Consider the following 19,289-nt stretch of genomic DNA (forward strand, 5'->3'; position numbering starts at 1 on the left):
AGGATTTCCACATGCGCATTCTCCTGATTCTCATGAGCCTCTTGTTGTCGCTCACAACACAAGCAGCTACGTCCTACCCAAAACCCATATACCTGCCCGAGCCGAAATATCCCGCAACGATGTTCCAGGACAAAGAGGGAGGTTCGGTCACGGTTCGGATATTCATCCATGCCAATGGCAGCGTGACATTCAAGGAAATCGTCAAGACTCCCGACTCACGGCTCGCCGACGCGGTAAAGAAGGTAATTCCAGAGTGGCGCTTCACTGCCTGGACACCGCCTGCTGACAAACCTGACGGGGAGAGCTCACTTGTGAGTTACAACTTCAATGCTCAGACCTATAGCTCCAACCTCGTCGCGAATGTCGACCTTAAGAAACTGCGTTGCAGCCAGCTAAATAACGAGTTGATCTGGACTCGACACAGCCACTCCGTCGATGAAGCAAAAACGTTTCGCGACACCCGAAATTACCTGTTTAACGGAGCCGTTATCACGGAGTTCGTAACTTAAGAGGAAAGGCAGGCACTAATCGACGACTTCGACTTGGCGATACCCGCGATTATTGAAGGGTGCAGGAAACGTCCCCGGCTTTTTATGCTGACTTCTTGCCGGCACAGCTGAGGGAAATGTTGTAAATCGTCAAGGATGCCCCTGGCATCTGACATCCGCCAAGCGATGAGGGTGGCGGATGCTTTTAGGCAGTTCAGCGCATGAAACTCCCGAAACCGGATACTCACCTAACCCCAACAACCACCTTCCCAACCGCCCGCCTCTCCCCCAACGAATCAATCGCCTTTCCCGCCTCTTCCAACGGATAAACCTTCGACACCAGCGGCTTCAACTTGCCCTGCGCATACCAGCCGAACAATTGCTGAAAGTTCGCCACGTTATCTTCCGGCTGACGTTGTGCAAACGAGCCCCAAAACACGCCGATGACTGAGGCGCCTTTCAACAGTGCGAGGTTGACCGGCAATTCGGGAATGCGGCCGCTGGCGAAGCCGACGACCAGCAGGCGGCCGTTCCAGGCGATGGAGCGGATGGCCTGATCGAAGAGGTCACCGCCGACGGGGTCGTAGATGACGTCGACACCATTGCCATTGGTGAGGCGTTTGATTTCTTCTTTCAGATTGGCTTCGCTGTAGTTGATCAACTCGTCAGCGCCAGCGGTTTTGGCGATGTCGAGTTTTTCAGCGGAGCTGGCGGCAGCAATAACCCGGGCACCCATGGCTTTGCCGATTTCGACAGCGGCAAGGCCAACGCCACCCGACGCACCGAGCACCAGCAGGGTTTCGCCGGGTTGCAGGTTCGCGCGCTGTTTAAGCGCGTGCATGGAGGTGCCGTAGGTCATGCTGAAAGCAGCGGCAGTGTTGAAGTCCATCGCGGGCGGCATGGGCAATACGTTGTAAGCAGGCACAGCGACTTGCTCGGCGAAACTGCCCCAGCCGGTGAGGGCCATCACTCGGTCGCCGACTTTCAAATGGGTAACTTTTTCACCAACCACCGCAACGACGCCCGCGGCTTCTCCCCCCGGCGAGAAGGGAAATGGCGGCTTGAATTGGTATTTGCCTTCGATGATCAATGTATCGGGAAAGTTGACCCCGGCAGCGTGCACATCCAGCAGGATTTCGTTCTTCTTGATTTGCGGGCTGGCGATGTCTTCGAGGACCAGGGTTTCGGCAGGGCCGAACGCTTTGCACAGCAGGGCTTTCATCGGACTATTCCTTTTGGATTTGTGGCCGATACGTTCAGGTATGTAGATTTTCGGGTCAATGAGCATGATCCGCCCTGATACTCATGCATAAGCTCAAGTAAGCTAGGCGGCAAACCGGATAAAGGAGTGGACTGTGAAAGCGTGGATCTTGATGTTGTTGGCCTTGTCGTTGCCGACCATGGCGCTGGCTGAAGAAGCGGCCAAAGAAGGCGAGGCACCCAAGGTTGCCTATGTTTCCCTGACGCCACCGTTCGTGGGCAATTACGCACTGGACGGCGGCCCGAAACTGCGAGTCTTCAAGGCCGATGTCGCCTTGCGCGTGACCGGCCCAGAAGCACAGGCCGCAGTAAAACGTAACGATCCGCTGATTCGTAACCAGTTAGTTGCGCTGTTCACACAGCAAACCGTCGACACCATGAGCAGCGCCGAGGCCAAAGAAAAGTTGCGCCAGGAAGCACTCAAGCAGGTTCAGCAAGTGATGAATGACGAAGAAGGCAAGCCGATTGTGGAAGACCTGCTGTTCAACAACTTCATCGTTCAGTAACGGTTAACGCAGTGCCAGGATCGCCGCCCATTGTTCGGCGGTCACTGGCATTACGGACAGACGAGTGCCCTTCTGTACCAGTGGTAATTGCTCCAGCGCGCTTTGCTGCTTCAAATAACCCAGGCTGAGTACTTTCGGGAAGGCTTCGATAAAAGCCACGTCGACGGCACTCCATTGATTTTTGTCCGCATTGGCTTTGGCATCGAAGTAGTGACTTTGCGGATCCAGTGCCGTCGGGTCGGGATATGCCGCTTGAGTGATGCGCGCGATGCCGGCGATGCCTGGCTCCGGACAGCTGGAGTGATAAAAGAAAAACTCATCGCCAACCGCCATGGCGCGCATGAAATTACGCGCCTGATAGTTGCGAACTCCATCCCAGCGGGCTTTCTCCAAGCGTTGCAGGTCGGCGATGGAAAGCTCATCGGGCTCTGATTTCATCAGCCAGTAGGCCATTTTTGTTGCTCCTGAAATGTGTCGCGGACAAGTTGTCAGACAGTTTCATGACAAACCGACAGTCGGCTGACGTCAACGTTTGCGTGTGCGCACGTGTTGTCGCAGAATGCCGGGATTTTAAGCTCCACGCTGCTGCACGGCCTATACAAAAACCGATGCTGACATCGTATTGATTTGCCTAAGGAGGGCAGTCAATGAAACGCAAGCCGGATTTACTTTGGATTTTGGTTATTTTGTTCGGCTTGGGTGTCGTCACGACGGGTTACGCGCAAAGCTTGTGGTCCAGCAAAACTGATGCCCCTGTTGAAATCACCCAACAACAGCAGAAGTATCCTTCGCGGCATTGATTCTCGGGCCAGTCCTCTTATCAATACGCAACTTGAATTGAAATGCTATCTCTGTGGGAGCGGTGCTTGCCCGCGATATAGGCACCGCAGATTGCAGGTCTATCACGTTCGGCCTTATCGCGGGCAAGCACCGCTCCCACATGGGGCCAGATACCAACGCTTATCCGACACCGTGCCATCCAGCGGCACATCCCAACTGGCCTGCGCCAGACGCTCGACCTTCTGACTCTCATGAGCAAGCCCGAGCAGCGCTGGTTTAAGCCATGCTTTTCTGCGAGAGCGATAGGCCAGGCTACGGTCATAGAAACCTCCGCCCATCCCCAGTCGTCCACCCTCGTCGTCAAAACCTACCAGTGGCATCAGGATCAGATCCAGCGCCCAGATTTTACGCTGCCGGGCCAGATTGATACGCGGCTCGGGAATGCGGAAACGGTTGGGTATGAATTTCTCTCCAGGCTTGACCCGCTGAAACACCATTTTGGTCCGGGGCCAGGCACTGAGTACTGGAAGATAGGTTGCTTTACCGCGCTTTTGAGCGGCGCGCAGTAATAGACGCGGATCAATCTCACCGTCCATAGGGAGGTAAAGCGAGATATGCCGCGCGCGACGAAACAGAGGGTGCTGAACTAACTGACGATAGATGCCGCGTGCCGCTTCACGCTGCTGGCTGGCGCTGAGCGCGCGACGCGCCATGCGCAACTTACGGCGCAATTGCTGGCGTGTGAGCGGAGCGTCACTGGTCATGAGCGGCGGGACATGCAGACTGATCCATCACGGTTGAACCAGAACCGAGGACGCCAGAGCGACGACCCCGCGGATATCGTTGTCGGGCAAAACCGGCAACGATCAGAATTGAGACTCCCCGACGAACCGCTGTCGGTGTAGCCCTTGAACCCGAAAGTTCAAGGTGGAGATTGCAGGAGGTTTTAAGGCTTTCCGTCGAGCGGACATGCACACCAACCCCAACGTGCAACCCCCGTGGTTGTGCGTATCGGCTCAGGGACATGACCGACTGGCAAGCACTCCAGGGAGCGGCGCAAGTATACCGAAACTTGTCGGAAAATTCAGCCCCGAGGCGCATCCGGAGGCAAATCGGAGTCTGTGGCAAGCACCAGATCAACGCGATCAAGCAGGTCGCGGACCTGTTCGCGAGTTGAGCCACTGGCCTGCAGGTCGGGCAAATCCTGCTTATGCAGCAAATCGTGAGTAATGTTCAACGCGGCCATCACAGCGATCCGGTCGGCACCGATTACTTTGCCGCTGCTACGGATTTCACGCATCTTGCCATCCAGATAACGCGCGGCGCTAACCAGATTGGTGCGCTCTTCCTGAGGGCAGATGATCGAATATTCTTTGTCGAGGATCTGTACGGTGACGCTGTTGCCATTGCTCATGAGTCTTGCTCCAGGGCCTTGAGGCGCGAAATCATTGTCTCGACCTTTTGCCGGGCGATTTCGTTCTTTTCAATCAAATGAGCGCGTTCTTCGCGCCACGACTTTTCCTGAGCTAATAGGAGTCCGTTTTGGCGTTTTAGTTGCTCGACACGAGTGATCAGTAATTCCAGTCGGGCCATCAGCGCTTGCAGGTCGGTGTCTTCCATTGTTTCCCACTGAATACTTTCTGATGAGTGGCACAGGAGCTGGCTTTACGCCACGGCCTCTGAAGCGCCGCCTAAGGCCGCGTAGATGATCTTGTGGCCCGGATAGTCTAGGATACAGACCTTCATTCTAGACACTGAGCCGATTGGCGACTAGCTACCCATGCCCATTCAGAATTCCCCGTACAAAGCATTCGCCACCCTGCTCAGCAGCAGCGGTCACCCTGTGTCTCCCGCCGAGCTGCATGGCCTGTTGCTAGGTCGCAGTTGCGCCGGTTCCGGCTTCGACGCCGGCGACTGGTTGAGCGATGCGGCCGAACTGCTTGAATCCGCGCCCGAAGACAATGTCCGTCAGGCGTTGATCGGTTTGCAAGAGATGGTCAAAGGCGAGCTGACCAGCGACGACATGACCGTCGTGTTGCTGCTCCCGAGTGACGACGAACCGCTGGGCGAACGCGCCATCGCGCTCGGTCAATGGTGCCAGGGCTTCCTGACCGGCTTCGGTCTGACGGCCGGAGACACTGCGTTGAGCGCTGAGGCCATGGAAGTGTTGCAGGATCTCGCTGCCATCGCTCAGGTACAGGATGCGCTGGAAGAATCCGACGACGGCGAGAGCGACTACATGGAAGTCATGGAATACCTGCGCGTCGCGCCGTTGCTGCTGTTCACCGAGTTCAACAAAGCCGTTGCTGCCGAGCCGAAACCTTCCTTGCATTGATCCTTCATCGCCGCTTTTGCGGTTATCGTCCATGATTTTCGACGATGACCGCAGCGCTCAAAGGGAACCCGCCTGCCTATGATCCATATCCCGAAGTCGGAATACGCTCGTCGACGCAAGGCCTTGATGGCGCAGATGGAACCCAACAGCATCGCCATCCTGCCCGCTGCTGCCGTGGTGATCCGCAATCGCGATGTGGAGCATGTGTATCGTCAGGACAGCGACTTTCAATACCTGAGCGGCTTCCCTGAGCCCGAAGCGGTAGTGGTGTTGATCCCCGGCCGCGAATATGGCGAATACGTGCTGTTCTGTCGTGAGCGTAACCCTCAGCGTGAACTCTGGGATGGGCTGCGCGCTGGCCAGGAAGGCGCTATCCGTGACTTCGGTGCCGACGACGCCTTCCCGATCAACGATATCGACGAAATCCTGCCTGGCCTGATTGAAGGCCGTGACCGGGTTTACTCGGCAATGGGCAGTAATGCCGAGTTTGATCGGCACCTGATGGAATGGATCAATGTCATCCGCTCCAAAGCTCATCTGGGCGCGCAACCACCGAACGAATTCGTTGCCCTGGATCACCTGCTGCACGACATGCGTCTGTATAAATCGGCGGCAGAAATCAAAGTGATGCGCGAAGCGGCAAGGATTTCCGCCCGCGCTCACGTTCGGGCGATGCAAGCCTGTCGCCCAGGGCTGCATGAGTTCAGCCTGGAAGCCGAGCTGGATTACGAGTTCCGCAAAGGCGGCGCTAAGATGCCTGCTTATGGCTCCATCGTTGCCTCGGGCCGCAACGCCTGCATCCTGCACTATCAGGAAAACGATGCGCTGCTCAGAGATGGCGACCTGGTGATGATCGACGCAGGCTGTGAAATTGATTGCTACGCCAGTGACATCTCACGAACCTTCCCGGTCAGCGGCAAATTCTCCCCTGAGCAGAAAGCTATCTACGAGCTGGTGCTCAAGGCTCAGGAAGCAGCCTTTGCGGCCATTGGCCCGGATAAGCACTGGAACCAGGCGCACGAGGCAACGGTTCAGGTGATTACCGAAGGCTTGGTGGAACTAGGCCTGCTGCAAGGCGATGTGAACGAACTGATCGCCGGCGAGGCGTACAAAGCTTTCTACATGCATCGGGCCGGACACTGGCTGGGGATGGACGTGCATGACGTGGGTGACTACAAGGTCGGCGGCGAATGGCGGGTACTGGAAGTCGGCATGACCCTGACGGTCGAACCGGGTATTTATATTGCGCCGGACAACCAACAGGTCGCGAAAAAATGGCGAGGTATCGGTGTGCGAATCGAGGATGACGTCGTGGTGACCAAAAAAGGCTGTGAAATTCTTACCGGTGGTGTGCCCAAGTCTGTCGCGGAAATCGAGGCGTTGATGGCAGCCGCCCGTAACCAACCGGAATTCGCAGCATGAGCCGTTTCAATCTGGCAATCGTCGGCGGTGGCCTGGTCGGCGCCAGCCTCGCCATGGCTTTGCAGGCCGGCGCTAAGGAGCGCGGCTGGAAGATCGTCCTGATCGAGCAGTTCGCTCCAGGTGATACCTATCAGCCTAGCTATGACGCTCGGTCTTCGGCGCTTTCATTCGGCGCTCGACAAATTTATGAGCGCCTCGGGCTGTGGCAAGCCATCGCCCGCCGCGCCGAACCGATCCTGCAAATTCAAGTGTCAGATCGCGGTAGGTTCGGCTCTGCGCGCTTATCGGCAATGGAAGAAGGTGTGCCCGCCTTGGGCTATGTGGTGGAAAACGCCTGGCTGGGCCAATGCCTTTGGCAGGGTCTGGACAACGATGTGGTCAGTTGGCGCGTCCCCGCCGAAGTCAAACACATGCAGGCGTTGCCTGATGGTTATCGTCTGTTGCTGGATGACGAGACCGAACTGGAGTGTGATCTGGCGGTACTGGCTGACGGCGGCCGCTCAAGCCTGCGTGAGCAGTTGGGCATTGGTGTTCGCCAGCGTCCTTACAATCAGAGCGCGCTGATCGCCAATATCACGCCGAGCGAAGCTCACTGCGGTCAGGCCTTCGAGCGCTTTACCGATGAAGGCCCAATGGCCCTGTTGCCGCTGCCGGAAAATCGCTGTGCGCTGGTCTGGACCCGCACGGGGGCGGATACTCAGCGCTTGCTCGAACTGGACGACCGCAGCTTCCTCAACGAACTGCAGAGTGTATTCGGCTATCGCCTCGGTACGTTGCAGCAAGTCGGGGCGCGGCATGTGTATCCGCTGAACCTCATTGAAGCCGAAGAACAAGTACGCTCGCACCTTGTCGTACTGGGTAACGCAGCGCACAGCCTGCACCCGATTGCCGGGCAGGGTTTCAACCTGTCACTACGGGATGCCCATGCGTTGGCGCAGACGTTACTGAGCAGCGACACGCTGCCCGGCGACCTGTCGACGCTGCAGCTCTATCGCGAACAACAACGCGTGGACCAGCAACTCACGGTCGGTTTTTCAGATCAGGTCACGCGCTTGTTCGGCAGCAATCAGCCGTTGATCGCGGCCGGGCGTAACCTCGGCTTACTCGGGCTTGATTTGTTACCCCCGGCCAAGCGCTGGTTTGCGCGGCAGGCAATGGGGCTGGGAACACGCCCTAATGTTTGATCTACAGTTTCTTAACCACCGGCTCACGCCTACAGCGGGAACGATTTAAAGCATGGAAATCCGCGCAGATCTGCTGATTGTCGGAGCCGGAATGGTTGGCAGCGCTCTGGCGCTCGCACTCCAGGGCAGCGGCTTGAACATTGTCGTGGTCGATGGCGGCCCGCTGAGCGTCAAGCCGTTCGATACCCAGGCCATGTTCGAACCACGGGTCAGCGCATTGTCTTCCGCCAGCCAGCGGATCCTGCAGCGCCTCGGCGCGTGGGAAGGCATCGCCAGTCGGCGCACCAGTCCTTACGGCGAAATGCAGGTCTGGGATGGCAGCGGCACGGGGCACATTCACTTCTCGGCAGCCAGCGTGCACGCCGAAGTACTCGGCCACATCGTAGAAAACCGTGTCGTTCAAGACGCCTTGCTTGAGCGTCTGCATGACTGTGACATTGGTCTGCTGGCGAATGCGCGACTGGAACAAATGAGACGTTCTGGCGACGATTGGTTGCTGACCCTGGCTGACGGTCGCCTATTGCGTGCGCCGCTGGTGATTGCCGCTGACGGCGCAAACTCGGCTGTCCGACGCCTGACCGGGACTCAAACCCGCGAATGGGACTACCAGCATCACGCTATCGTGACGAGCGTACGGACCAGCAATTCGCACCGCAAAACGGCATGGCAACGTTTTACCGATAATGGTCCGCTGGCATTTCTACCGCTGCAGCGTGAAGGCGAGCATTGGTGCTCCATTGTCTGGTCGGTCACCCCAAAAGAAGCCGAGCGACTGACCGCCCTCGACGATGAAACCTTCTGCCGTGAGCTTGAACAGGCTTTCGAGGGGCGTCTTGGCTCTGTTGTGGCCACAGACCCACGACTCTGCGTGCCATTGCGCCAGCGCCACGCCAAGCGTTATGTCGCTGAAGGCCTGGCCTTGATCGGTGACGCCGCCCACACCATCCACCCTCTGGCAGGCCAAGGCGTAAACCTGGGTTTCCTCGATGCGGCAGTGCTGGCCGAAGTGTTGTTGCACGCCAGCGAGCGCGGCGAACGTCTGGCCGATGAGCGCGTGCTGAGCCGCTTCGAACGGCGGCGCATGCCCCACAACCTGGCGCTGATGGCCGCCATGGAAGGCTTTGAGCGCTTGTTCCAGGCAGATCAGCTGCCATTGCGCTGGCTGCGCAACACAGGTCTGAAAATGGTTAATCAGGTGCCGGAAGCCAAAGCGACATTCGTGCGACAGGCTCTGGGGTTGAGTGGGGACTTGCCGGAGCTGGCGCGGTTGTAAGCCCCATGTCTTGGTAATGTGGGAGCCGGGCTTGCCCGCGATACAAACACCTCGGTGCAACAGACATATCGCGTCATCGTTCATCGCGGGCAAGCCCGGCTCCCACAGGAAACGCGTTTCACCTGTGGGACCGAATTCATTCGGGAAGGCGGTATTTCAGACGACGCATGGACTGTGGCTGTACTGGCCCCTTCGCGAATAAATTCGCTCCCACGGGGATTGGGTCTGCAGGTCGACATATCTCCCACAATTAATGCCCATTGCTCGCCAGCTGCAACATTCTGTTACGCGTCTAGCCAGACGTAACAAATGGGATTCACTACCATTTCGCCTCATTTTTGCGATCGCGAGACACTTCCATGCAGGCGAGCAAGCGTCTTCTGGCGGCTTTGACACTGACAGTGCTTGGCAGCACAGCCCAGGCTGCCGACGAGGTAGTGGTTTACTCCTCACGAATCGATGAACTGATCAAACCGGTGTTTGATGCGTACACCGCCAAGACCGGCGTAAAGGTCAAGTTCATCACCGACAAGGAAGCGCCACTGATGCAGCGCATCAAGGCCGAGGGCGAGAACGCCACAGCCGACCTGCTGCTCACCGTCGACGCGGGCAACCTCTGGCAAGCCGAGCAGATGGGCATTCTGCAGCCGTTCACCTCACCGGTGATCGACGCCAATATTCCTGCACAATATCGCTCCTCGACTCATAGCTGGACCGGCCTGAGCCTGCGCGCCCGGACCATCGCCTATTCGACTGATCGTGTTAAACCCCAAGAGTTGACCACCTACGAAGCTCTGGCAGGTAAAGACTGGGAAGGTCGCCTGTGCCTGCGTACCGCGAAAAAGGTTTACAACCAGTCGCTGACCGCAACCCTGATCGAAACCCATGGCGCCGAAGCCTCCGAGAAAATCCTCAAAGGCTGGGTTAACAACCTGTCCACCGACGTGTTCTCCGACGACATCGCGGTGCTGGAAGCGATTAACGCCGGTCAGTGCGATGTCGGCATCGTCAACACCTACTACTATGGCCGCCTGCACAAGGAAAATCCTGATCTGGCAGTGAAGCTGTTCTGGCCGAATCAGTCGGACCGTGGTGTGCATGTCAACTTGTCCGGTATCGGCCTGACCAAATATGCCCCTCATCCAGAAGCCGCCAAGGCGATGGTCGAGTGGATGACTGGCCCTGAGGCGCAAGCGATCTTCGCGGGTACTAATCAAGAGTTCCCGGCCAACCCGAAAGTCGCCCCGTCAGAGGAAGTCGCGAGCTGGGGTCAGTTCAAGGCTGATACCATCCCGGTCGAAGTTGCAGGCAAGCGCCAGGCCGAAGCGATCCGCATGATGGATCGGGTCGGCTGGAATTGATTTCAGCCTGACGCCTGCCGATGTAGGAGCGCGCTTGCCCGCGATAGCTATCTTTCTGTCGAAACTTTTCGGCTGAAAAAACGCTATCGCGGGCAAGCGCGCTCCTACAGACCCAAGTCGTAACCATGCCTTTAAGGTCCCACCCCTTGGCCCACCCCGCCCAACGCCGCTGGTATCCACTGGTCTTCACCATCGCTGCTTTGGTGCTGCTGCCGCTCAGCGTTTTGCTGTTGTCGTGGCAGACCATCGACGTGCAGATCTGGTCGCACCTGTGGGAAACACAGATGCCACGCCTGCTGGGCAATACCCTGACGCTGATCGTCGGGGTCGGCCTTGGGGTCACCCTGCTGGGCGTCAGCCTTGCCTGGCTGACCAGCTTGTGCGAATTCCCCGGTCGACGCTGGCTGGACTGGGCCTTGATGCTGCCTTTCGCAATTCCCGCCTATGTGCTGGCCTTTGTGTTTGTCGGCCTGCTGGACTTTGCAGGTCCCGTACAAACACTGTTGCGCGAGTGGTTCGGGACGGGCTTGCGACTGCCGCGAGTACGCTCCACGGGCGGCGTGATTATCGTGCTGGTGCTGGTGTTCTATCCGTACGTATACCTGCTGGCCCGAACGGCGTTTCTTGCTCAGGGTAAAGGGCTGATGGAGGCTGCCCGCGTGCTTGGGCAAACGCCATGGCAGGCATTCTGGCGGGTAGCCCTACCCATGGCACGGCCTGCCATTGGTGCGGGTGTGGCACTGGCGCTGATGGAAACCCTCGCGGATTTTGGCGCGGTTTCGGTGTTCAACTTCGATACGTTCACCACGGCCATTTATAAAACCTGGTACGGCTTCTTCAGCCTCTCCAGCGCAGCGCAGCTGGCCAGCCTGTTGCTGCTGGCGGTGATGATCGTGCTTTACGGCGAACGCCGAGCCAGAGGTGCGAGCCGGGCGACCAACGAAAGGCCCCGGGTCAAGGCGCTTTACCATCTTCGCGGATTCAAAGCGGCTGCTGCCAGTTGCTGGTGTGGGCTGGTGTTCATCTGCGCCTTTGCGGTACCACTGCTGCAACTGATCGTCTGGGTCTGGCAACGCGGGCGCTTCGATCTGGATGAACGCTATACCGGGCTAATCCTGCACACCTTATACCTGGGTGGAATAGCAGCGCTCATAACCGTAAGCGTGGCGTTGGTACTGGCATTTGCCCGGCGTCTGGCCCCGACTCCAGCGATCAACTCAGGGGTCGGTCTTGCGAACCTGGGCTATGCGCTGCCTGGCTCGGTATTGGCCGTGTCAATCATGCTTGCCTTCAGTTATCTGGATCGAGTGCTGGTAATCCCTGTGTCCAGTTGGCTAGGGGGGGCGGGCAAACCGTTGCTGCTGGGAAGCCTCGCCGCATTGCTGCTGGCCTACTTGGTGCGTTTCATTGCAGTGGCCTACGGACCGCTCGAAAACAGCCTGTCACGCATCCGCCCTTCTCTTCCGGAAGCAGCGCGTAGCTTGGGTGTCAGTGGGCCGCGATTGTTTTTCAAGGTGTATCTGCCCTTGCTGATTCCGGGCGCCTTGAGCGCAGCGTTGCTGGTCTTCGTCGACGTCCTCAAAGAGATGCCCGCCACCTTGCTCATGCGCCCGTTCGGCTGGGACACGCTGGCGGTACGCATCTTCGAAATGACCAGCGAAGGCGAGTGGGCCCGCGCCGCCCTGCCTGCCCTGACGCTGGTTCTTGTTGGCCTGTTGCCGGTCATCGGCTTGATCAGACGCTCGGCTCGTCAATTTCGTTAGATGCGGGTCTACAACCTTGCGGCTACAATGCGCCGCAATCGGTGTGGTCTGTCAGACTGTTCGACATGTTGCTATCTGTTCTACACCCCAATTCACGGGGGCATGTGAGCACTCTGCCTGTCCGCATCTTCGCCACGCCCGGAAGGAGAAACCCATGGGACAGCGCACGCCGCTTTTTGACCTGCACCTCGCGCTCGGCGCGAAGATGGTCGATTTTGGTGGTTGGGACATGCCGTTGCATTATGGATCGCAGGTCGAAGAGCACCATCAGGTGCGCCGCGACTGCGGTGTGTTCGACGTCTCACACATGCATGTGATTGATGTGACCGGCAGCCAGGCAAAAACCTGGCTGCAGTACTTGCTCGCCAATGATGTCGACCGGCTGAAAAATGTCGGGCAAGCGCTGTACAGCGCAATGCTTGATAACGACGGCGGGATCATCGACGACATGATCGTCTACCTCACCGACAGTGGTTACCGGCTGGTGGTCAACGCCGCCACGGGCGAGAAAGACCTGGCCTGGATGTTCGTGCATCTGAACGACTTCGATGTTCAGTTGAACAAGCGCAATGACCTGTCGATGCTGGCCATCCAGGGCCCCAATGCCCGAAACAAGATCGCCGAACTGGTAACCGCCTCCCGCGCCGAACTTATCCGTCAGCTCAAGCCGTTCGAAGGTCGCGACGATGGCGACTGGTTCATCGCCCGTACTGGTTATACCGGCGAAGACGGGCTGGAAATCATTCTGCCGTCGCAACAAGCACCTGGTTTCTTCAATGATCTGGTGGGCGCGGGTATTTCTCCGATTGGTCTGGGTGCAAGAGACACCTTGCGCCTTGAAGCAGGGATGAACCTTTATGGCCAGGACATCGACGAGCAGGTCACGCCACTGGTAGCCAATATGGCCTGGACCCTCGCCTGGGAGCCGACTTCGCGCAAATTCATCGGACGAGCAGCTCTGGAAGCCGAGCGCGCACGGGGCATAGCGTCAAAACTGGTCGGACTGGTACTCGAAGAGCGCGGCGTTTTGCGTGCTCATCAGGTGGTCCGTATCGCAGAAATTGGCGAAGGAGAGATCACCAGTGGTAGTTTCTCTCCTACGCTAAGCAAGTCGATTGCCTTGGCACGTGTGCCCATGGCCACTGCTGACCGTGCCGAAGTCGAAATTCGTGGCAAATGGTACCCGGTTCGCGTGGTGAAGCCCGCGTTTGTACGTCATGGCAAAGCCCTGATCTGAATTTTCCTGGCGGGTTTACCGCTGACCCGATGTTGAGGATGACTATATGAGCAATATCCCCGCCGAACTGCGTTTTGCTGAAAGCCACGAGTGGGCGAAGAAAGAAGGTGACCTGATCGTTGTCGGCATTTCCGATCACGCTCAGGAAGCGCTGGGTGACGTGGTATTCGTTGAGCTGCCAGAAATCGGCAAAGTCTTCGCTGCTGGCGACGCTGCAGGTGTCGTTGAATCGGTGAAAGCCGCTTCCGATATCTATTCGCCGATTGCCGGTGAAGTCGTCGAAGTCAACGAAGCGCTGGCTGATGCGCCGGAATCGTTGAACAACGACTCTTACGGTGCCTGGATTTTCAAGATCAAGCCAAGTGCAGCCGATGCCGATCTGGCAAAACTGCTGGATGCTGCAGGTTACAAGGCCGCTATCGGCGAATAAGCCGAACAGCCCGCCATAAAAAATGCCGCTCATTGAGCGGCATTTTTTTCGCCAGCAACTTACTGGTTTTCAGCGACCAGATTCTTGGCCAGGATGGCATTAGCCAGATCCATGTCCGAGGCATTCAGGCCTGGGTTTTCACTGCGAACCTGCTGAATGGCAGCTTCCAGGAAAGGGCCACGGATGCCGCCGTCGCTGGCAACGAAGCTGCCTGCGTCGTCTTGAGCGGCAACGATCAGTTTGTGATCCTTGAAAGTCAGGTAAGTGGAGCCGGTAGTGGCGCCCGAAGAAATAACATCACGCCAGAACCCAGCGTCAGCCATTGCTGAACCAACCGGGAGAGAGAGCAGAGCAAACGTGGCGACAGCGAGCTTGAGACGCATGGTGAGGTACTCCAACAGTGATTGTTCTGAAACTGTTGGATGTCTGGAGTGATGCGGTAGTTCCATGATGGATGCGACCGAAAACCAGTAGGAGCGCGCTTGCCCGCGATAGCAGTCTTCCAGATAGCGTACCGGAGCCTGACTTAATGCTATCGCGGGCAAGCGCGCTCCTACAGGCGTCAGGTGTTACTCAAAGCGCTTCAACCCGCAATATCGCCCCATCCTGGCCAATCACGCGCACTTGCGTGCCCACTGGTGTATCCGGCCCATTGGCCAGCCATACGCTGTCACCGACCTTGATCTTGCCGCGACCGTCGACGATTGCGTCCTGGACGACAAAAACACGACCGATCAACTCCTGGCCGCGCATATTCAAACCGGGTTGATCGGAAGGCCGGTTAACCGTGCGCTGACGTCGCCACCAGTACAACGCGGTTAGCACCGAGGTCACCGCAAACAGCAGGAACTGAAAGGTCCAGAGCATCCCTGGAATGATGAATGTCATGACGCCTACCGCTGCGGCTGCGACACCCATCCACAACAGATAGCCGCCCGCGCCGAACACTTCAAGAATCAACAGCACGGTGCCCAGCCCCAACCAATCCCAGAACGACAGATTTTGCAGGTATTCCATGACGCCCGCCTCAGACCTTCTTGCTGTCGAAAGTGGCCTTGACGATTTCGCCGATGCCACCCACGGCGCCAATGACCTGACTGGCCTCCAGAGGCATCAGGATGACTTTGCTGTTATTGGCTGAAGCCAGTTTGCCCAGCGCATCGATGTACTTTTGCGCGACGAAGTAATTGACCGCCTGGACGTTACCGCTGGCAATGGCCTCGGACACCACCTGAGTGGCCCGCGCTTCGGCCTCGGCTTGACGCTCACGTGCTTCGGACTCCAGAAACGCAGCCTGACGCCCGCCTTCAGCCTCAAGGATCTGCGCCTGCTTCTTGCCTTCAGCCGTCAGAATCGCCGACGCCCTCAGGCCCTCTGCTTCAAGGATTTGCGCCCGCTTGATCCGCTCGGCTTTCATCTGACCGGACATGGCGGCCATCAGATCGGCTGGCGGGCTGATGTCCTTGATTTCAATCCGGGTGATCTTGATGCCCCACGGCGCCGTGGCTTCATCCACCGTGCGCAGCAGTCGTTCGTTGATGTTGTCACGCTGGCTGAGCATCGCATCCAGCTCCATGGAGCCCAGTACGGTACGGATGTTGGTTTGCAGCAAGTTGCGAATGGCATGTTCGAGGTTATTCACCTCGTAAGCCGCCTGCGCGGTATTCACCACCTGAAAGAAGCATACCGCATCGATTTGCACCGTTGCGTTGTCAGCGGTGATGACTTCCTGCGGGGGAATGTCGAGCACGCTTTCCATGACATTGATCTTGCGCCCGATACGGTCCATCACCGGCACAATGATGTTCAGGCCTGGCTTGAGGGTTGTCGTGTAGCGGCCAAAGCGCTCGACAGTCCATTGGTAGCCTTGCGGCACAACCTTGAAGCCCATGAAGACGATGGCGATTGCCAGCGCTACGAAGAGTAAAACCACACTGCCCAGTTGCATAACATTTCCCTGTTGGTCACGAACGTTTATCAGCGAGCTATTTAGTCAGACTTCGGCCACAGAAAGCCAATGATTCGATGGAATAGTGGTTCAGGATGTGAGCGATTTTCCGTGTGACATAAATTCTGTGGGACCGAATTTATTCGGGAAAGCGGTATTTCAGGCGGTGCATAAGCTGCGAATGTACCGGCCTCTTCGCGAATGAATTCGCTCCCACGGAGATTGGGTTTGCAGGTCAAAATCTCAGACGGTGAACCTCGCTCCAGGCGACCTCAGCGCTGCTCGCTCTGCGGCGTCACGCGCAGTACTTCTTCAAGCGTAGTCAGCCCTGCGGAGACTTTCTGCGCGCCGGACAGACGCAAGCTGCGCATGCCTTCCTTGAACGCCTGGCGGCGCATTGCAGTGAGGTCAAGATCAGCGCTGATCAGGCCCTGAACGCCATCGGACATCAACATGATTTCATACACACCGGCACGGCCACGGTAACCGGTATCACGGCACTCCACGCAACCTACTGCCCGATGCGCTCCTGCTGGGACTGGCGCTTGCCACGGACGGGTCAGGCTTTGCCAGTCGCCCTCGTCGAGTTGCACGGGGGCCTTGCAGTGCGGACACAAGGTTCGCACCAACCGCTGCGCCATCACGCCAAGGATGGTGGCTTTGAGCAAATAATGCGGCACGCCCAGCTCCAGCATCCGGCTGATCGCACTGGGTGCGTCATTGGTGTGCAGCGTCGAAAGCACCAAGTGACCGGTGAGCGCCGCCTGGATCGCCATTTCGGCAGTCTCCAGATCACGTATCTCACCGATCATGATGATGTCCGGGTCTTGTCGCATCAACGCGCGTATACCGCTGGCGAAGGTCAGGTCGATGTTGTGCTGAACCTGCATCTGGTTGAAAGCGGGCTCGACCATCTCGATAGGGTCTTCGATGGTGCACAGATTGACTTCAGAGGTCGCGAGCATCTTGAGCGTGGTGTAGAGCGTGGTGGTCTTGCCCGATCCAGTGGGCCCGGTAACCAGAATGATGCCGTTGGGCTGACGGGTCATGCCCTCCCAACGTCGCAAGTCATCGTTGGAAAAACCCAACTGATCAAAGTTTTTCAGCAGCACTTCCGGATCGAAGATCCGCATGACCATCTTTTCCCCGAACGCTGTAGGCAGCGTCGACAGACGTAGCTCGACCTCACCGCCATCGGGCGTTGTGGTTTTCACACGCCCGTCCTGAGGTTTGCGCTTCTCGGCAACGTTCATGCGCCCCAGGCTTTTCAAACGGCTGACAATCGCCATCGTCACCTGTGCGGGAAACTGATAGACATTGTGCAGCACACCATCGATACGGAAGCGCACGGTGCCTTGCTCACGACGGGGTTCGATATGTATGTCGCTGGCCCGTTGCTGGAACGCGTACTGGAACAGCCAGTCGACGATATTGACGATATGCGCGTCGTTCGCGTCGGGTTCCTGATCGCTGGCTCCCAGCTTGAGCAGCTGTTCAAAATTGCCCATGCCGCTGATTTTCTGATCCGTCGCGGCAGCGCCACTGACGGATTTGGCCAGTCGATAAAACTCCACTGCAAGTCGCTGAATATCAGTCGGGTTGGCCACCACACGTCGGATTGGCAGCTTCAGTACATGAGTCAGGTCGGCTTCCCAGGCGCACACATAGGGCTGTGCACTGGCGATGGTTACAGAATCACGATCCACCGCCACTGCCAGAATTTTGTGGCGCTGGGCAAACGCGTAAGACATCAGCGGGGTAACCGACGCCACCTGGATCTTCAACGGGTCAATGCGCAGGTAAGGCTGTCCGCTTTGCGCGGCAAGCCAGGCAGTCAACGTTTCCAGATCCAGCTTGCGCCCCGGGCGCTTGAGGTCGTCGAGCTGTTGTGTGGCGATAAATTCCAGAGGGTGCAGTTGCAGGTTCGCGGCGCTGCGGCGCTGCGTCAACGCTTGCTCGGCACTGTTCTGGTCAATGAACTCTTGGGCGACCAGATCGCGCAGCAGATCATTCAGATCCAGCCAACGGTCCTGTGATGATGAGGCGTGAGCTGACATGCGGATTCCTTTGGACAATTCGGTTCAAACGAACCAAGAGTAGCCCCCAGCGTGTCAGTTAATTGGGCATATGCGTACACATGAGTGACGTTTTTTTTCAGCCCGGCTCAACCGACGGCAAGGGAAACCGTTGAGGTTGAGACGTGTGGCTGAGCGACTTGTTCCAGCTCGACTGAACAGACATTGATCAGGCTGCGCATTTTTTCCGCAATGACCTGCGCCCGATGCCAGGTCAGGTGGGTGACTTCGACGTCGATAGCCAGCACGTCGTCCTGCTGTAAAACGTTGACCTGACGAGGTATCAGGTACTGCATCGCAAACAGATTCAACACTCGACACAGAGAATCGGCCTCAGCTTCGATAATGATTTCAAAGCGTGCATAGCAATGAGCATTGTCGGCCGACCAGCTGTCGGGACGGTGCGGCAGAGAAGTGACGGCTTCGAGATTGGGCATGTTGGCCTCTGCGATGTCGAGGTTTGAACGATTGAAAGAAATTCTTACATGCAGGAAAAGAAATTTCTGGTCCATGATTGGTTGATTTAGTCGCAATAAGACTTATTAATGCTCGCTACTGGCCAATCAGGAAATAATTATGCAAACCGAGCTGGATACATACGATCGCAAGATCCTCGCGCTGCTGCAGGAGGACGCTTCGCTGTCCAGCGCGCAAATTGCCGAGCAGGTAGGTTTGTCCCAATCGCCCTGCTGGCGCAGGATTCAGCGGCTCAAGGATGAAGGGGTTATTCGCCGTCAGGTTTCCCTGCTGGACCGAAAGAAAATCGGCCTGAACACGCAGATCTTTGCCGAGGTGAAGCTCAATGCTCACGGGCGCTCGAACTTCACGGAATTCACCGAGGCGATTCGCGGCTTTCCCGAAGTACTGGAGTGTTACGTGCTGATGGGCTCAGTCGACTTTCTGCTGCGCATCGTGACGCCGGATATCGAGGCTTATGAGCGGTTCTTCTTCGAGAAGCTGTCGCTGGTGCCGGGCATTCAGGAAGTGAATTCGACCGTGGCCCTGTCGGAGATCAAATCCACGACGAGCTTGCCGGTTTGATGCTCCGCCTGTAGGAGCCGAGCTTGCTCGCGATAAGAGCACCACAATGTCCGAATATGATGGTGCTCTTATCGCGGGCAAGCCCAGCTCCCACAGGTATGTGTCAGGCCTGCCAATTAATTGATCCAGACCATTGATATTGCAGGCCAAGCGCCAGCTTCAAAGCTTCGCGTTGGCGTTAGCCAT

General features: G+C 57.5%; 22 protein-coding genes and 1 other RNA gene. 12 read left to right on the top strand and 11 right to left on the bottom strand.

Going from position 1 to position 19,289, the window contains the following annotated elements:
• Window positions 1-11: 11 nt before the first annotated feature.
• A complete protein-coding gene (locus EE949_RS26810) occupies window positions 12-509 on the top strand; it encodes a TonB family protein (protein WP_162873903.1) in 498 nt (165 codons plus the stop codon).
• A 223-nt stretch (window positions 510-732) separates the two neighbouring features.
• On the opposite strand, the gene EE949_RS26815 is transcribed toward EE949_RS26810, so the two are convergent.
• Window positions 733-1,710: an NADPH:quinone oxidoreductase family protein gene (locus EE949_RS26815; RefSeq protein WP_122667053.1), complete on the bottom strand. Its 978-nt coding sequence runs from the start codon at window positions 1,708-1,710 to the stop codon at window positions 733-735.
• A 133-nt stretch (window positions 1,711-1,843) separates the two neighbouring features.
• Here EE949_RS26815 and EE949_RS26820 point away from each other — a divergent pair, with 133 nt between their 5' ends.
• On the top strand, window positions 1,844-2,254 hold the full coding sequence (locus tag EE949_RS26820) for a flagellar basal body-associated protein FliL (protein ID WP_087271939.1): 411 nt from the start codon (window positions 1,844-1,846) through the stop codon (window positions 2,252-2,254).
• A 3-nt stretch (window positions 2,255-2,257) separates the two neighbouring features.
• On the opposite strand, the gene EE949_RS26825 is transcribed toward EE949_RS26820, so the two are convergent.
• Window positions 2,258-2,707 carry an EVE domain-containing protein gene (locus tag EE949_RS26825; RefSeq protein ID WP_122667054.1) on the bottom strand — a complete coding sequence of 150 codons (450 nt, stop codon included), beginning with the start codon at window positions 2,705-2,707 and terminating at the stop codon, window positions 2,258-2,260.
• A 194-nt stretch (window positions 2,708-2,901) separates the two neighbouring features.
• On the opposite strand from EE949_RS26825, the gene EE949_RS26830 reads away from it, so the two are divergent.
• The gene (locus EE949_RS26830; RefSeq protein ID WP_087271945.1) at window positions 2,902-3,054 is read left to right on the top strand and encodes a hypothetical protein; all 153 of its coding nucleotides are present in this window, start codon (window positions 2,902-2,904) and stop codon (window positions 3,052-3,054) included.
• A gap of 114 nt (window positions 3,055-3,168) precedes the next feature.
• Here the strand turns inward: EE949_RS26830 and EE949_RS26835 are convergent, their stop codons facing one another.
• From EE949_RS26835 to EE949_RS26850, 4 genes are all read right to left on the bottom strand, one after another.
• Window positions 3,169-3,798, bottom strand: a complete 630-nt coding sequence (locus EE949_RS26835) for a 5-formyltetrahydrofolate cyclo-ligase (RefSeq protein ID WP_122667055.1) — start codon at window positions 3,796-3,798, stop codon at window positions 3,169-3,171.
• A 111-nt stretch (window positions 3,799-3,909) separates the two neighbouring features.
• A non-coding RNA gene (ssrS, locus tag EE949_RS26840) (6S RNA) lies at window positions 3,910-4,088 on the bottom strand.
• A 30-nt stretch (window positions 4,089-4,118) separates the two neighbouring features.
• Window positions 4,119-4,448, bottom strand: coding sequence for a cell division protein ZapA (locus EE949_RS26845; protein WP_027902405.1), 330 nt, complete (start codon window positions 4,446-4,448; stop codon window positions 4,119-4,121).
• Window positions 4,445-4,654 (bottom strand): TIGR02449 family protein, encoded by a 210-nt coding sequence (locus tag EE949_RS26850; RefSeq protein ID WP_027902404.1) that lies wholly within the window; start codon window positions 4,652-4,654, stop codon window positions 4,445-4,447. The genes EE949_RS26845 and EE949_RS26850 overlap by 4 nt, the downstream gene beginning before the upstream one ends.
• A 160-nt stretch (window positions 4,655-4,814) precedes the next feature.
• Between EE949_RS26850 and EE949_RS26855 the strand changes: the two genes are divergently transcribed.
• The 8 genes from EE949_RS26855 (at window position 4,815) to gcvH (ending at window position 14,039) form a co-directional block, all read left to right on the top strand.
• The gene (locus tag EE949_RS26855) at window positions 4,815-5,369 is read left to right on the top strand and encodes a YecA family protein (RefSeq protein ID WP_122667056.1); all 555 of its coding nucleotides are present in this window, start codon (window positions 4,815-4,817) and stop codon (window positions 5,367-5,369) included.
• A gap of 78 nt (window positions 5,370-5,447) precedes the next feature.
• Complete coding sequence (gene pepP / locus EE949_RS26860; protein WP_122667057.1) at window positions 5,448-6,791, top strand: Xaa-Pro aminopeptidase; 1,344 nt, start codon at window positions 5,448-5,450, stop codon at window positions 6,789-6,791.
• Window positions 6,788-7,975, top strand: coding sequence for a 2-octaprenyl-6-methoxyphenyl hydroxylase (ubiH, locus tag EE949_RS26865; protein WP_122667058.1), 1,188 nt, complete (start codon window positions 6,788-6,790; stop codon window positions 7,973-7,975). Before pepP ends, ubiH begins: the two co-directional genes overlap by 4 nt.
• 58 nt (window positions 7,976-8,033) lie before the next feature.
• On the top strand, window positions 8,034-9,248 hold the full coding sequence (locus EE949_RS26870; RefSeq protein ID WP_162873905.1) for a 2-octaprenyl-3-methyl-6-methoxy-1,4-benzoquinol hydroxylase: 1,215 nt from the start codon (window positions 8,034-8,036) through the stop codon (window positions 9,246-9,248).
• A 359-nt stretch (window positions 9,249-9,607) separates the two neighbouring features.
• Entirely contained in the window at window positions 9,608-10,609 is a 1,002-nt protein-coding gene (locus tag EE949_RS26875; RefSeq protein ID WP_122667060.1) for an extracellular solute-binding protein, read from the top strand.
• Between the two features lie 146 nt (window positions 10,610-10,755).
• A complete protein-coding gene (locus EE949_RS26880; RefSeq protein ID WP_122667061.1) occupies window positions 10,756-12,372 on the top strand; it encodes an ABC transporter permease in 1,617 nt (538 codons plus the stop codon).
• A 154-nt stretch (window positions 12,373-12,526) separates the two neighbouring features.
• Window positions 12,527-13,609 (top strand): glycine cleavage system aminomethyltransferase GcvT, encoded by a 1,083-nt coding sequence (gene gcvT / locus EE949_RS26885; RefSeq protein WP_122667062.1) that lies wholly within the window; start codon window positions 12,527-12,529, stop codon window positions 13,607-13,609.
• Window positions 13,610-13,655: 46 nt separating this feature from the next.
• Window positions 13,656-14,039: a glycine cleavage system protein GcvH gene (gcvH, locus tag EE949_RS26890; protein WP_122667063.1), complete on the top strand. Its 384-nt coding sequence runs from the start codon at window positions 13,656-13,658 to the stop codon at window positions 14,037-14,039.
• Between the two features lie 59 nt (window positions 14,040-14,098).
• On the opposite strand, the gene EE949_RS26895 is transcribed toward gcvH, so the two are convergent.
• The 5 genes from EE949_RS26895 to EE949_RS26915 all read right to left on the bottom strand — a co-directional run bounded on the left by EE949_RS26895 (window position 14,099) and on the right by EE949_RS26915 (window position 18,499).
• The gene (locus tag EE949_RS26895) at window positions 14,099-14,422 is read right to left on the bottom strand and encodes a DUF2388 domain-containing protein (protein ID WP_027901291.1); all 324 of its coding nucleotides are present in this window, start codon (window positions 14,420-14,422) and stop codon (window positions 14,099-14,101) included.
• A 190-nt stretch (window positions 14,423-14,612) separates the two neighbouring features.
• Window positions 14,613-15,056, bottom strand: a complete 444-nt coding sequence (locus tag EE949_RS26900; RefSeq protein WP_122667064.1) for an NfeD family protein — start codon at window positions 15,054-15,056, stop codon at window positions 14,613-14,615.
• Between the two features lie 10 nt (window positions 15,057-15,066).
• Entirely contained in the window at window positions 15,067-15,987 is a 921-nt protein-coding gene (locus tag EE949_RS26905) for an SPFH domain-containing protein (protein ID WP_122667065.1), read from the bottom strand.
• A 272-nt stretch (window positions 15,988-16,259) separates the two neighbouring features.
• A complete protein-coding gene (locus tag EE949_RS26910) occupies window positions 16,260-18,044 on the bottom strand; it encodes a GspE/PulE family protein (RefSeq protein WP_122667066.1) in 1,785 nt (594 codons plus the stop codon).
• A gap of 107 nt (window positions 18,045-18,151) precedes the next feature.
• Window positions 18,152-18,499 (bottom strand): hypothetical protein, encoded by a 348-nt coding sequence (locus EE949_RS26915; protein WP_122667092.1) that lies wholly within the window; start codon window positions 18,497-18,499, stop codon window positions 18,152-18,154.
• Window positions 18,500-18,638: 139 nt separating this feature from the next.
• On the opposite strand from EE949_RS26915, the gene EE949_RS26920 reads away from it, so the two are divergent.
• Complete coding sequence (locus EE949_RS26920; RefSeq protein WP_122667067.1) at window positions 18,639-19,103, top strand: Lrp/AsnC family transcriptional regulator; 465 nt, start codon at window positions 18,639-18,641, stop codon at window positions 19,101-19,103.
• The last annotated feature ends 186 nt before the right edge of the window (window positions 19,104-19,289 follow it).

It is taken from the genome of Pseudomonas viridiflava, assembly GCF_900602065.1.
Classification (GTDB): Bacteria; Pseudomonadota; Gammaproteobacteria; order Pseudomonadales; family Pseudomonadaceae; genus Aquipseudomonas.

Bases quoted from the DNA above. Each gene is read 5' to 3' on its own strand.
- EE949_RS26810 (WP_162873903.1), top strand. From the start codon at position 12: ATGCGCATTCTCCTGATTCTCATGAGCCTCTTGTTGTCGCTCACAACA.
- EE949_RS26815 (WP_122667053.1), bottom strand. From the start codon at position 1,710: ATGAAAGCCCTGCTGTGCAAAGCGTTCGGCCCTGCCGAAACCCTGGTC.
- EE949_RS26825 (WP_122667054.1), bottom strand. From the start codon at position 2,707: ATGGCCTACTGGCTGATGAAATCAGAGCCCGATGAGCTTTCCATCGCC.
- EE949_RS26830 (WP_087271945.1), top strand. From the start codon at position 2,902: ATGAAACGCAAGCCGGATTTACTTTGGATTTTGGTTATTTTGTTCGGC.
- EE949_RS26835 (WP_122667055.1), bottom strand. From the start codon at position 3,798: ATGACCAGTGACGCTCCGCTCACACGCCAGCAATTGCGCCGTAAGTTG.
- EE949_RS26845 (WP_027902405.1), bottom strand. From the start codon at position 4,448: ATGAGCAATGGCAACAGCGTCACCGTACAGATCCTCGACAAAGAATAT.
- EE949_RS26850 (WP_027902404.1), bottom strand. From the start codon at position 4,654: ATGGAAGACACCGACCTGCAAGCGCTGATGGCCCGACTGGAATTACTG.
- EE949_RS26855 (WP_122667056.1), top strand. From the start codon at position 4,815: ATGCCCATTCAGAATTCCCCGTACAAAGCATTCGCCACCCTGCTCAGC.
- pepP (WP_122667057.1), top strand. From the start codon at position 5,448: ATGATCCATATCCCGAAGTCGGAATACGCTCGTCGACGCAAGGCCTTG.
- ubiH (WP_122667058.1), top strand. From the start codon at position 6,788: ATGAGCCGTTTCAATCTGGCAATCGTCGGCGGTGGCCTGGTCGGCGCC.
- EE949_RS26875 (WP_122667060.1), top strand. From the start codon at position 9,608: ATGCAGGCGAGCAAGCGTCTTCTGGCGGCTTTGACACTGACAGTGCTT.
- gcvT (WP_122667062.1), top strand. From the start codon at position 12,527: ATGGGACAGCGCACGCCGCTTTTTGACCTGCACCTCGCGCTCGGCGCG.
- gcvH (WP_122667063.1), top strand. From the start codon at position 13,656: ATGAGCAATATCCCCGCCGAACTGCGTTTTGCTGAAAGCCACGAGTGG.
- EE949_RS26895 (WP_027901291.1), bottom strand. From the start codon at position 14,422: ATGCGTCTCAAGCTCGCTGTCGCCACGTTTGCTCTGCTCTCTCTCCCG.
- EE949_RS26900 (WP_122667064.1), bottom strand. From the start codon at position 15,056: ATGGAATACCTGCAAAATCTGTCGTTCTGGGATTGGTTGGGGCTGGGC.
- EE949_RS26905 (WP_122667065.1), bottom strand. From the start codon at position 15,987: ATGCAACTGGGCAGTGTGGTTTTACTCTTCGTAGCGCTGGCAATCGCC.
- EE949_RS26910 (WP_122667066.1), bottom strand. From the start codon at position 18,044: ATGTCAGCTCACGCCTCATCATCACAGGACCGTTGGCTGGATCTGAAT.
- EE949_RS26915 (WP_122667092.1), bottom strand. From the start codon at position 18,499: ATGCCCAATCTCGAAGCCGTCACTTCTCTGCCGCACCGTCCCGACAGC.
- EE949_RS26920 (WP_122667067.1), top strand. From the start codon at position 18,639: ATGCAAACCGAGCTGGATACATACGATCGCAAGATCCTCGCGCTGCTG.